Genomic DNA, 11,192 nt, shown 5'->3' with positions numbered 1-11,192 from the left:
AAGGTCTGCGCTTCGCGATCCGCGAAGGTGGCCGTACCGTCGGCGCCGGCGTCGTCGCCAAGGTCTTGGAGTAATCGAGACCCGCTGACGCGAGGAGGGGGAGGCCTGCGGGTCTCCCCCCTTTCCTTGCCGTCCCGCACCGGGTCGCCTCCGAGGCAACAGCCCGTATCCCACCGCGCCGATGCACGGAAAATCCGCGTGGCATCGATATTTTTCCGACCAGTATCCTGGGGACAGTGGACACCTGCTCCCGGACTCCCTATAATTCGAATGTTGCCCGCCAGAAGGCGGGCTTTTACCAGCGTGTCCGACCCCGCCACCGTGCGGGCAAGGACCTCTCCGGAGACCGCTCCGGGGTGGCTGGGAGCAGACACGCCGTGACCCCCAAGGGGGAGAGCGGCCCTCTGCGAAGGAGCATCTCATGGCGAAAGACGGCCCCCGCATCATCGTGAAAATGGAAAGCAGCGCCGGCACCGGCTTCTACTACACGACCACCAAGAACCGCCGCAACACGCAGGCGAAAATGGAGCTGCGCAAGTACGACCCCGTCGCCAAGAAGCACGTGGTCTTCAAAGAGAAGAAGGTCTGATCTCTCGGCGGTCCCCTGGATGTCCGGGGGCCGCCCGGCCGGATCACTCCTTCTCTCTTCTCTGTCGCAGGTGAACGCATGAACTTGATTCAGTACTTCCGCGATTCGCGCGCTGAACTCTCGCGCGTGTCGTGGCCGACCCGCCAGCAGGTGCTGGAAGGCACGCAGGCCGTGCTGATCTTCGTCGTGGCCCTCACCCTGATCGTGTACGCCCTTGACCTGCTGTTCGGCAACCTGATCAGGCTGGTGCTGCAATGAGTATCGAATGGTACGCCGTGCACACGTACGTCGGTCAGGAAGACCGCGTGCAGCAGCACCTGATGGAACGCGCCACCAAGCTCGGCATGCGAGGCACGAAGATCTTCCAGGTCATCCAGCCGGAAGAGAAAGCGGTCGAACTGCAAGAAGGCGGCAAGAAGGTCGAGGTCACGCGCAAGCTGTTCCCCGGCTACGTCTTCGTGCAGATGGACGTCGAGGATGACGACGCGCCCGGCGAACTGGGCGAATCCTGGGAAGTCGTGCGCGGCACCAACGGCGTGACCGGCTTCGTCGGCACCGCCACCCGCCCCGTGCCCCTGTCGCACGAGGAAGTGCAGCGCCTGCTCGCCAGCGTCGGCGTCGCCACGCAGCCCGTGCAGGAAGAAGCCCCCAAGGTCAAGGTGGACTTCAAGGCAGGCGACATGGTGCGCGTCACGGGCGGTCCGTTCGCGGACTTCAGCGGCGTCATCAGCGAGGTCAACATTCCCCAGGCGAAGGTCAAGGTGCTCGTCAGCATCTTCGGCCGCGAGACGCCCGTGGAACTCGACTTCAGCCAGGTCGCCAAGTAACCCCCGACCCACCGGTCACCCCCACCCCGCTGCCTGCGGGGACTGGCAAAACACAACCGCAGGCAGTACACTGGAAAAGTTGCTGTCCGTTCACGGCAGGCGTCACGCTGCGCCGCGAATGGGACGGAACTTAGCGTCAGCACCCCGTCCGGGCCGCACACGGACCCACGGGGGAGCTAAGGAGGAATCACATGAAGAAAGTCGCAGGGCTTGTCAAACTGCAGCTCCCGGCGGGCAAGGCCACCCCGGCCCCCCCCGTGGGTCCCGCGCTCGGTCAGTACGGCGCGAACATCATGGAGTTCACGAAGGCGTTCAACGCGCAGACGGCCGATAAGGGTGACGCGATCATCCCCGTCGAGATCACCATCTACGCCGACCGCTCCTTCACCTTCATCACCAAGACCCCTCCCATGAGCTACCTGATCCGCAAGGCCGCAGGTCTGGCCAAGGGCAGCGCGACCCCCAACAAGGCCAAGGTCGGCAAGCTCAACTGGGAGCAGGTGCTGGAAATCGCCAAGACCAAGATGCCCGACCTGAACGCCGGTAGCGTCGAAGCCGCCGCGAACACCGTCGCCGGCACTGCCCGCTCCATGGGCGTGACCATCGAGGGGGCCCCCAATGCCTAAGCACGGCAAGCGTTACACGGCACTGACCGCCAAGGTTGACCGCAGCAAGCAGTACACCATCGACGAAGCCGCCGCGCTGGTCAAGGACATCGCCACCGCGAAGTTCGACGAGACCGTCGAAGTGCACTTCCGTCTGGGCATCGACCCCCGCAAGAGCGACCAGAACGTGCGTGGCACCGTCGCCCTGCCCCACGGGACCGGCCGCACCGTGCGCGTCGCCGTGATCACCAAGGGTGACAACGTGCAGGCCGCCGAGTCCGCTGGCGCCGACGTGGTCGGCAGCGACGAGCTGATCGAGCGCATCGCCGGTGGGTTCATGGAGTTCGACGCGGTTGTCGCCACCCCCGACATGATGGCCCAGGTCGGCCAGAAGCTCGCGCGTCTGCTCGGGCCCCGCGGCCTGCTCCCCAACCCCAAGAGCGGCACCGTCGGCCCCGACGTCGCCGGCATGGTCAAGGGCCTCAAGGCCGGTCGCATCGAGTTCCGTAACGACAAGACCGGCGTCGTGCACGCCCCCATCGGCAAGGCCAGCTTCGAACCCGGCAACCTCAGCGCCAACTACAGCGCGCTGATCAGTGCCCTCGAAGCCGCCAAGCCCGGCAGCGCCAAGGGCGTGTTCCTGCGCAGCGCGTACCTGACCACCACCATGGGCCCCAGCATCCAGCTGACCCTCAGCGGCGGCAGCAACGCCTAAGCAGGCACGTTGATGGGTAAAGGTTGATGGTTGATCGAAAACACCATTGACCATCAACCTTCACCCATCAGCACTTCTTATCGGCACCCCGGTGCACCTCGCACCTTTCCAATCCGTTTCTTCTCAGGCACCAAAGACAGCGGGGACCCTTGCCAGGTTTAAACAGCCCGCCGAGTTGCCAGGGCGCGACCGTGCACCTGGACCTCGTTCCCACCAAGGAGGTACTGCGTGGCGAACGAAAAGAACCAGCAGACCCTCAGCAGCCTCAAAGGCAGCCTCTCGGGCGTCGAGACGTTCTACGTCGTCGACTACCAGGGCCTGACCGCCGGCCAGCTGGGTAAACTGCGCAAAGACATCCGCGAGAAGGGCGGGCAGCTCATCGTTGCCAAGAACACCCTGATCAACCTGGCCCTCCAGGACAGCGGCCGCGACTTCGCGGACGCCCTGAAAGGCCCCAGCGCCATCGTCGTGGCTCAGGACGACCCCGCCGGAGTGGCCAAGGCCCTCAGCGACGCCGCCAAGGGCAATGACAAGGGCATCCCCGCCGTGAAGGCCGGCTTCGTCGAAGGCAACCGCGTGGACGTGAAAGTTGTGGAACGTCTCGCCAGCCTCGGCAGCAAGCAGAGCCTGCAGGGCGAACTGGTCGGCGTGCTCAGCGCCCACCTCAGCAACTTCGTGGGCATCCTCGAAGCGTACAAAGAAAAACTCGAAGGCCAGGCCTAAACCTGCCTTTCTGCCCGGGCTGAGCCCAGGCACGCACCACCCACTTCAATTCCGGAGGAATACAACATGGCTTACGACAAACAGGCTCTGATCGACCAGCTCGGCACCCTCACCATCATGGAACTCGCGGACCTCATCGACGGTCTGAAGGAAACCTGGGGCGTCACCGCCGCCGTCGCCGCCGGCCCCGCCGCCGCTGCCGGCCCCGTCGCCGAAGAGAAGACCGAGTTCGACGTCGTCCTGGTGGACGCCGGCGCGAGCAAGATCAACGTCATTAAGGAAATCCGCGCCATCACCGGCCTGGGCCTCAAGGAAGCCAAGGACATGAGCGAGAAGGGCGGCGTGCTGAAGGAAGGCGCCAGCAAGGACGAAGCCGAGAAGATCAAGGGCCAGCTGGAAGCCGCTGGCGCCAAGGTCGAACTCAAGTAAGTCCCCCCTCACCGGGAGTGCAACCCCCAGCTTCGGCTGGGGGTTTTTTCAGTGACCCGCCGGGTGGGCCTGCTCGGCGACCTGCCGCACGAAGCGAGAGGTGTCCTCACGGAGCAGCGCTGCCACCCCGGCAGGCAGCGACGGGCGGGATGCGACGGCCAGCCGCACGCCGTAATCCGGGTCGGCGGCCAGGGCGGCCAGCAGGTCCGGGGGCAGGTCGGGCCGCGCGGCGATCCGGGCGCGGACCAGCCACGCCGCGTGCCGCGCCAGGGACAGGACCTCGGGTTCCTGCAGGGCAGGGTGCTGCGCCAGCGGAATCAGGAGTTCGGTGCGGCCGTGGCGGATCAGGTGCGTGCGTATCCACGCGGGCACGTCGGGCAGGCGCAGCAGCGCGTGGAAGGCCCCGTCCGGCCAGCCGCGCAGCAGGTGCGGGTCGGCCAGTCGCAGCAGCGGCAGCGCCGGGTTCGCCAGGACGACCTGCGGGAACTCGGGCGCCAGGACACCCAGCACGGCGGCGGGCGTGTTCGGGTGCCGCGCCACCTGCGCGCGGACCGTCGCGTCCGGGTGATCCGCCAACGCCGAGAGTTCAGGCGCGGGCGCGCGGGGGTTCAGTACCGCTGGTGCGGGGGCAGGTCCAGTCTCTCCAGCCATAACGCGAGCAGTTCCTCCAGGTCGTGCGAGTCCACGCGGCCCGCGAGATCAGGCTTCAGGTCGTCCAGCACCTCGAACGCGAAGGCGGCTTCGCCGTCCTGCGTCCAGTCTCGCTGAAGGGCGGGCGTGCGGTGTGATCCCAGCTGTAACTCGAAGCGGACCCGGTTCAGGTACGCGGGGGCGTCCACGCTGCCGCCGATCAGGCTGCGGCCCGACACGACGTGCCGCACGCGGTAGATGCCGGGGCGGGGCGTGTGCTTCATCAGGACTCCGATGGACTGGTGTGACCACACCGTTCCATCCGAGCGGATGCGAGTAGGAGCGAAACGGATTCCGGGCGTGGAGGTGGCAGATCGGTGACGTTCCGATCTGTCACCTCCACGCCCGGAATCCGTTTCATGCGTCTCCCAGCGCGGGCGCGGCGAGGTACAGGGCGTGCGTGCGGACGTCCGGCGGCCACGCGGCCAGCGCGGCCTCGAACGCGGCGCGCTGCCCGGCGTACAGCGCGCGGGTCGCCGCCTCGAAGCCCGGGAGGTCCCCGCCCACCGCGCCCAGGAAGCGGTCGGTGGCCGCCTGCGCCTGCGCGCGGCGTTCACCGTCCGGGTCGGCCTTTCGGGCCTCGTCGATCAGGCGGCGCAGCGCGGCGGACGCCCCGCCCCGCTGGCGTTCCAGCCACTCCCAGTGCCGGGGCAGCAGCGACACCTCGCGCGACACGACGCCCAGCTTCGGGCGGCCCGGGCCACTGCGCGGCTCGGGCGGCAGGTGGCGGGCCAGGACCTCGTCCAGGGCGCCGCTCAGGTCGAAGTCCACACTGCGGCCCGTGCGGTCGTCGAAGGTGAGGAGGCCCGCGCGCGGCTGGGCGTGCAGCAGGGTGAGGGTGTCCGCGAGGGGCGCGGTCAGGCGGCGGGTGGGGCCGTCGAAGGTGGTGAAGGTCGCGTCAGCATCCATGGCCCGATTTTATCCGGGTAAATTACAGGAAGGCAATATTATCCGGGTAATAAAGATGGCCTATTCGCGTGGCTGCTGTCATGCCGCCCGTCCCAGTCGCCGGGCGGCATGACGAATCCGCTGCGTCGCGCCTGTGTGCACGAGGGTCTCCAGTTCAGGCAGACACGCCTCGCCCCCACCTTCCCGCTCCAGCCAGTCCAGCGCCGCCTGCTGCCAGACCTCCGTCGGCCAGGTCAGGCCCAGCCGGACACTCGAATCAACCGGGAAAGTATCGGCCAGCGCCGGGCTCAGGCCCACGGCGACCAGCCGACTCCGCAGCTCGGAGTGAAATGCGGCGCCCCGCTGCAACACCGTGACCAGAAAGATCGGGGCGGAGTCCGTCAGTGACGACCACCCGCTTCCCTGCGCGAGGTAAACCCACTCCCCTGTCCCGGTCACGCAGACGGGCACGCGGGCGGCACTCAGCTCGGTCACCACGCTCACGCCCTGCTCCGGGGTCGTCAGGGTGTCCCTCCAAACGCTTTCGTCCAGAGGCCGCAGCCGTCGCGGGCGCTCAGGCGCAGGGTCTCCCCCATCCAGCGCAGGCCGAGCACATCGAAGCCCCCGCAGTTCGGGCGGGCGCTGAGCTGCCCGGTCACGGCGCGCGGCCCGGTGGCCTGCACGACGGTCGCCTGGAAGGTGAACACGTCCAGGGCGTCGAAGGAACTGGAGCGGTCGGTGACGAGCACCACCGCGTCGGTCTGCGCGGTCCACAGTTCGCCCGGCCAGCTGTTCAGGCGCGCGCCGGTGTCCGGGTTCAGCTGCCACGTCTCGCACGCGGACGCCGCGATGACACTGCCTGTAGGACACAGGCTGACCCACAGCTGCCCCAACCCCAGCTGCGCGGACTGCCGGGTCAGCCCGGCGGGAATGGGCAGTGTCCACACCGTCTGGCTGCCTTCTACCCGCCGGATCTGGGCGGGCCGCTGCGGGCTGGGCAGGTCGTACAGGTAGACCGGCGCGGCGATCACTTCAGGTCCTTCCTCAGCCCGGCGGCCATCTGGAACCACTCGCGTTCCTGGCGTTTGTACAGGTTGGTGGCGCGGGATTCGGTCTTGGCGATCTGGTCGAGCAGCGCGCGGGCGTCGGCGGATCGGCCCTGGCGGATCAGGTAGGCGGCGTAGCGGGCGCGGGGTTCCTCGGTGGTGGCGGCCGTCATGGCGTCGCGGTACGTCTGGTCGGCGTCGGGTTTGCCCTGGGCGTCCTGCGCCTGCGCGAGCAGGGTCAGGGTGCGGGTGCGGGTGGCGGCACTGGTGCGCAGGTCCACGCGGTTCAGTTTGCCCTCGGCGGCGCTGAAGTCACTGCGGGCGAGGTCCAGTTCGGCGCTGGTGAGCAGCACGACCGGATCGTCGGAGTAGATGCCGCTCAGCAGGGGCGCGAGGGTGGCCTGCGCGTCGTCCGGACGGCCCGCGCGGGCCTGCAGCGCGGCCAGGTCGGCGCGGTGCTGGAGGGTGTCGCTTTCAAGCAGGCGTTCGTGCGCCTCGCGGATGCGGGTGTCGAGGGGTTTGAGGGCCTCGACGCCGCGCGCCACCGCCTGCCCGGCCACGCGGCTGCCCCCGCGCGCGGCGGGGATCAGGACCATGAAGGTGTACACGGCGGCGAACGCCAGTCCGAACAGGCCGCCGAACAGCGCGCCGAACAGCAGCATGACGATCCAGTACACCTGCTGCCGCGTGACGATCGCGTGGATCAGGCCGATCAGGGCCAGACCGCGCAGAATGGTGTAGATCAGCGGGAGGTAGGGGGCGAGGGCGTCCACACCTTCATGCTACGAGGCCCCCAGGGAGAATTCTGCCCGTTGTGTGAAGTCCGGCTGAGGTTCAGGGTGGATTGATTCCGGGGGGGGATGTGCGGCATACTTCGCGCCATCACCCGCGCCCGCCCCGTGTTGCGGCGCCCGTTGACCGGTCATGCCGGACGGGCGTATACTGCTCTGTGCTGACCATGATGGGTCGGGCCAGGAGTTCTTTGCGGCGAACGGGTCTGCAAAACTAATTCATTTTCCAGGGAACGCGCCCACGATACAGAGGGGGCCGCGATTCCCGGACGCGTCGTTTCTCCACCCCGGAAACGCGCGGGAACCACAAGAGGGCGTGCGAGGTGGACATGAGTTTGACCGGTAAAGGACCCCGCATCGAGCGATTCGGTGACATCGCGGACGTGATTCCGCTTCCCAACCTGACCGAGATTCAGGTGAACTCCTTCAGGGCCTTCCTGCAGGCCGACCGGGCCCCCGACGGGCGCGAGAACGTCGGGCTGCAGAGCGCCTTCAAGGAAGTCTTCCCCATCGACGAGACCGAGAAGGGCCGCAGCACGGGCCTGGTGCTGGACTTCCTGGAGTACCGTCTGGGCGAGCCGCCCTACACCCCCGAGGAATGCCGCGAGAAGGACGTCACCTACCAGGCTCCCATGTACGCCAAGCTGCAGCTGATCCACAAGGACAGCGGCCTGATCAAGGAAGACCAGGTGTTCCTGGGCGACCTGCCCCTGATGACCGAGGACGGGTCTTTCGTCATCAACGGCGCGGACCGCGTGATCATCTCCCAGATCCACCGCAGCCCCGGCGTGTACTTCACCTCGTCCTACAAGGGCATCAAGAAGATGTACACCGGCGCGATCATCCCCATGCCCAAGCGCGGCCCCTGGATAGAACTGGAGTTCGCGGGCGGCATCCTGGAAATGAAGGTCAACAAGCGCAAGTTCCCCGTGGCGATGCTGCTGCGCGTCCTCGGCTACGACGACGCCAGCCTCAAGGCGCTGTTCACGGAGTTCGAGCCGGACCTGGAACTCCCCGAAGACAAGAGCGCGGGCATGGGCGCCGACGAGGCCCTGCTGCGCCTGTTCACGGTGCTGCGCCCCGGCGATCCGCCCAAGCGTGACAAGGCCATCCAGTACCTGTACGGCCTGCTGGCCGACCCGCGCCGCTACGACCTGGGCGAACCCGGCCGCTTCAAGATGAACACCAAACTGGGCGTGCAGCGTCAGGAACGCACCCTGCTGAACTTCGAGGACGGCAAGTTCACGGACGCCGGTCTGGTGGACACCATCCGTTACCTGATGGCGCTGCAGTACGGCCGCGAGACGGTCAGCATGGCTGACGCGGACGGCGTCCTGCATGACGTCGTGGTCGCGGAAGACGACATCGACCACCTCGGGAACCGCCGCGTGCGCACCGTGGGCGAACTGCTCGCCGACCAGCTGCGCGTGGGCATGGGCCGCATGGCGCGCGGCGTGCGCGAGCGCATGCTGCTCGGCAACCCCGACGCCGCGACCCCCACGAAACTCGTGAACAACCGCCCGATCGTGGCGGCCATGCGCGAATTCTTCGGCCGCAGCCAGCTGAGCCAGTTCAAGGACCAGACCAACCCCCTGTCGGACCTGCGCCACAAGCGCCGTATCTCCGCGCTGGGGCCGGGCGGTCTGACCCGCGAACGCGCCGGTTTCGACGTGCGCGACGTGCACCGTACCCACTACGGCCGCATCTGCCCGATCGAGACGCCCGAAGGCGCCAACATCGGTCTGATCTCCTCGCTGGCCTCCTACGCGAAGGTGAACGATCTGGGCTTCATCGAGGCCCCGTACCGCAAGGTCGAGGGTGGCCGCGTCAGCGACGACGTGATCTACATGACCGCCGACATCGAGGACCGCTACACCGTCGCGCAGGCGAACAGCCCGCTGAACGACGACGGCACCTTCAGTGACGAGCGCGTGCTGGCCCGCCGCAAGGGCGACCCGCTGTGGTACACCCCGGAAGAAGTGGACTACATGGACGTGTCCCCGAAGCAGATCGTGTCCATCAACACGTCCCTGATTCCCTTCCTGGAGCACGACGACGCCAACCGCGCCCTGATGGGTTCCAACATGCAGTCGCAGGCCGTGCCGCTCGTGCGTGCCGACAGCCCCGCCGTGGGCACCGGCGTCGAGCGCCGCGTCGTGACCGACAGCGGCACCAGCGTCGTCAGTGACGTGACGGGCCGCGTGACGTACGTGGACGCCCGCAACATCCAGGTCACCCTGACCGAGGACGCGCCCGCCATCGGCTACAGCGTCGGCAACGTCCGCACCTTCGAACTCGTGCGCTTCACGCGCAGCAACCAGGGCACCAACCTCGACCAGCACCCCATCGTGGACATCGGTGACACGGTGAGCGCCGGTCAGGTCATCGCCGACGGTCCCGCCAGCGACCTGGGCCGCCTCGCGCTGGGTCAGAACATCACGATCGCGATCATGCCCTTCGACGGCTTCAACTTCGAAGACGCGATCTGCATCAGCGAGGGTCTGGTCCGCAAGGACTTCTACACCAGCGTGCACATCGAGAAGGACGAGATCGAGGCGCGCGACACCAAGCTTGGGCCCGAGAAGATCACCCGCGACATCCCCGGCCTGTCTGAAGCCGCGCTGCGCGACCTCGACGAGGACGGCATCGTCCGCGTGGGTGCCGAAGTCAAACCCGGCGACATCCTCGTCGGCAAGACCAGCTTCAAGGGTGAAAGCGAACCCACCCCCGAAGAGCGCCTCCTGCGTTCGATCTTCGGTGAGAAGGCCCGCGAAGTGAAGGACACCTCGCTGCGTGTGCAGTCCGGTCAGGGCGGCATCGTCGTGAAGACCGTCCGCTTCCGCCGCGGCGACGAGGGCGTGGACCTCAAACCCGGCGTGCGTGAGATGGTCCGCGTGTACGTCGCCCAGAAGCGCCAGCTGCAGGTCGGCGACAAGGTCGCCAACCGCCACGGGAACAAGGGCGTCGTGTCCAAGATCATGGCCCCCGAGGACATGCCCTACCTGGAAGACGGCACCCCCGTCGACCTCGTGTTCAACCCCCTGGGTGTGCCCTCGCGCATGAACCTCGGGCAGATCCTCGAAACCCACCTGGGTGAAGTGGCCCGCCTGACCGGCCAGAAGTTCGAGACCCCGGTCTTCGACTCCGTCACCGAGGCGACCATCAAGGAAATGCTCGAAGTGGCCGCCGCCGAACGCATCCAGCGCAACAAGGACGACGGCTTCGAACTCGACAAGCGCGAGCAGCAGGTCCTCGACCGCGCCGCGAAACTCGGCGTGATCAGCGACACCAGCGGCGACTACGAGAAGTCCCAGATGGAACTCAGCCGCACCGGCAAGAGCGTCCTGTATGACGGCCGCAGCGGCGAACCCATCAGTGGCCCCGTCGTGGTCGGCACCATGTACGTCATGAAGCTGTACCACATGGTGGAAGACAAGCTGCACGCCCGCTCCACCGGCCCCTACAGCCTCATCACCCAGCAGCCCCTCGGCGGGAAAGCCCAGTTCGGCGGGCAGCGCTTCGGGGAGATGGAAGTGTGGGCGCTCGAAGCGTACGGCGCCGCGCACGTCCTGCAGGAAATGCTCACCATCAAGTCCGACGACATCGACGGGCGCGACGCCGCGTACCAGAGCATCGTCAAGGGCGAAGAAGTGTCGGGCAGCACCATCCCCGAATCGTTCAAGGTGCTCGTCAAGGAACTCCACTCGCTGGGCCTCGACGTCGAAGTGCTCGACAACGGCGACAAGGCCGTCGACATCTTCGAAGGCATGATGCCCAAGCGCTAAAGGCGCTGCGCGCCTGTCGATAGTTGATGGGTGACAGAACAACCACAGACGCGTCAATCCATCAGCTATCTTCCATCCTCCATCAACAACTCCGAAGGAGTTCG

Annotated in this window: 15 protein-coding genes; 9 read left to right on the top strand and 6 right to left on the bottom strand. The window is 67.1% G+C overall.

Going from position 1 to position 11,192, the window contains the following annotated elements:
• From IEY69_RS19355 to rplL, 8 genes are all read left to right on the top strand, one after another.
• The coding region (locus tag IEY69_RS19355) for an EF-Tu C-terminal domain-related protein (RefSeq protein ID WP_229783786.1) at positions 1-74 on the top strand (74 nt) is incomplete at its 5' end.
• A 347-nt stretch (positions 75-421) separates the two neighbouring features.
• Complete coding sequence (gene rpmG / locus IEY69_RS19350) at positions 422-589, top strand: 50S ribosomal protein L33 (RefSeq protein WP_022800165.1); 168 nt, start codon at positions 422-424, stop codon at positions 587-589.
• A gap of 78 nt (positions 590-667) precedes the next feature.
• A complete protein-coding gene (secE, locus tag IEY69_RS19345) occupies positions 668-847 on the top strand; it encodes a preprotein translocase subunit SecE (protein ID WP_189074775.1) in 180 nt (59 codons plus the stop codon).
• On the top strand, positions 844-1,416 hold the full coding sequence (gene nusG / locus IEY69_RS19340) for a transcription termination/antitermination protein NusG (protein WP_062157467.1): 573 nt from the start codon (positions 844-846) through the stop codon (positions 1,414-1,416). Before secE ends, nusG begins: the two co-directional genes overlap by 4 nt.
• Before the next feature lie 191 nt (positions 1,417-1,607).
• Complete coding sequence (gene rplK / locus IEY69_RS19335; protein WP_189074774.1) at positions 1,608-2,042, top strand: 50S ribosomal protein L11; 435 nt, start codon at positions 1,608-1,610, stop codon at positions 2,040-2,042.
• Positions 2,035-2,736 (top strand): 50S ribosomal protein L1, encoded by a 702-nt coding sequence (rplA, locus tag IEY69_RS19330; protein ID WP_189074773.1) that lies wholly within the window; start codon positions 2,035-2,037, stop codon positions 2,734-2,736. The genes rplK and rplA overlap by 8 nt, the downstream gene beginning before the upstream one ends.
• A gap of 228 nt (positions 2,737-2,964) precedes the next feature.
• Positions 2,965-3,459, top strand: coding sequence for a 50S ribosomal protein L10 (gene rplJ / locus IEY69_RS19325; protein ID WP_058977763.1), 495 nt, complete (start codon positions 2,965-2,967; stop codon positions 3,457-3,459).
• Between the two features lie 66 nt (positions 3,460-3,525).
• Positions 3,526-3,888 carry a 50S ribosomal protein L7/L12 gene (gene rplL / locus IEY69_RS19320; protein WP_174367989.1) on the top strand — a complete coding sequence of 121 codons (363 nt, stop codon included), beginning with the start codon at positions 3,526-3,528 and terminating at the stop codon, positions 3,886-3,888.
• A gap of 48 nt (positions 3,889-3,936) precedes the next feature.
• On the opposite strand, the gene IEY69_RS19315 is transcribed toward rplL, so the two are convergent.
• The 6 genes from IEY69_RS19315 to IEY69_RS19290 all read right to left on the bottom strand — a co-directional run bounded on the left by IEY69_RS19315 (position 3,937) and on the right by IEY69_RS19290 (position 7,285).
• A complete protein-coding gene (locus tag IEY69_RS19315) occupies positions 3,937-4,464 on the bottom strand; it encodes a hypothetical protein (RefSeq protein ID WP_189074772.1) in 528 nt (175 codons plus the stop codon).
• A gap of 32 nt (positions 4,465-4,496) precedes the next feature.
• A complete protein-coding gene (locus IEY69_RS19310) occupies positions 4,497-4,802 on the bottom strand; it encodes a GIY-YIG nuclease family protein (protein ID WP_189074771.1) in 306 nt (101 codons plus the stop codon).
• Positions 4,803-4,935: 133 nt separating this feature from the next.
• On the bottom strand, positions 4,936-5,487 hold the full coding sequence (locus tag IEY69_RS19305; protein WP_189074770.1) for a DUF2239 family protein: 552 nt from the start codon (positions 5,485-5,487) through the stop codon (positions 4,936-4,938).
• A 78-nt stretch (positions 5,488-5,565) separates the two neighbouring features.
• Positions 5,566-5,970: a hypothetical protein gene (locus tag IEY69_RS19300; protein ID WP_189074769.1), complete on the bottom strand. Its 405-nt coding sequence runs from the start codon at positions 5,968-5,970 to the stop codon at positions 5,566-5,568.
• A 17-nt stretch (positions 5,971-5,987) separates the two neighbouring features.
• Entirely contained in the window at positions 5,988-6,497 is a 510-nt protein-coding gene (locus IEY69_RS19295) for a hypothetical protein (protein ID WP_189074768.1), read from the bottom strand.
• Positions 6,494-7,285, bottom strand: a complete 792-nt coding sequence (locus tag IEY69_RS19290) for a hypothetical protein (protein WP_229784135.1) — start codon at positions 7,283-7,285, stop codon at positions 6,494-6,496. The genes IEY69_RS19295 and IEY69_RS19290 overlap by 4 nt, the downstream gene beginning before the upstream one ends.
• 347 nt (positions 7,286-7,632) lie before the next feature.
• Between IEY69_RS19290 and rpoB the strand changes: the two genes are divergently transcribed.
• Positions 7,633-11,088 (top strand): DNA-directed RNA polymerase subunit beta, encoded by a 3,456-nt coding sequence (gene rpoB / locus IEY69_RS19285; protein ID WP_189074767.1) that lies wholly within the window; start codon positions 7,633-7,635, stop codon positions 11,086-11,088.
• Positions 11,089-11,192 lie beyond the last annotated feature (104 nt).

Source organism: Deinococcus sedimenti (assembly GCF_014648135.1).
In the GTDB taxonomy this organism is placed as follows: domain Bacteria; phylum Deinococcota; class Deinococci; order Deinococcales; family Deinococcaceae; genus Deinococcus; species Deinococcus sedimenti.
The sequence above is the reverse complement of the archived record's forward strand: the minus strand, read 5'-3'. Positions and strand labels throughout refer to the sequence as shown.

Coding starts and splice junctions, on each gene's coding strand:
- IEY69_RS19310 (WP_189074771.1), bottom strand. CDS start 4,802: ATGAAGCACACGCCCCGCCCCGGCATCTACCGCGTGCGGCACGTCGTG.
- IEY69_RS19305 (WP_189074770.1), bottom strand. CDS start 5,487: ATGGATGCTGACGCGACCTTCACCACCTTCGACGGCCCCACCCGCCGC.
- rplA (WP_189074773.1), top strand. CDS start 2,035: ATGCCTAAGCACGGCAAGCGTTACACGGCACTGACCGCCAAGGTTGAC.
- secE (WP_189074775.1), top strand. CDS start 668: ATGAACTTGATTCAGTACTTCCGCGATTCGCGCGCTGAACTCTCGCGC.
- rplK (WP_189074774.1), top strand. CDS start 1,608: ATGAAGAAAGTCGCAGGGCTTGTCAAACTGCAGCTCCCGGCGGGCAAG.
- rpmG (WP_022800165.1), top strand. CDS start 422: ATGGCGAAAGACGGCCCCCGCATCATCGTGAAAATGGAAAGCAGCGCC.
- rplL (WP_174367989.1), top strand. CDS start 3,526: ATGGCTTACGACAAACAGGCTCTGATCGACCAGCTCGGCACCCTCACC.
- nusG (WP_062157467.1), top strand. CDS start 844: ATGAGTATCGAATGGTACGCCGTGCACACGTACGTCGGTCAGGAAGAC.
- rpoB (WP_189074767.1), top strand. CDS start 7,633: ATGAGTTTGACCGGTAAAGGACCCCGCATCGAGCGATTCGGTGACATC.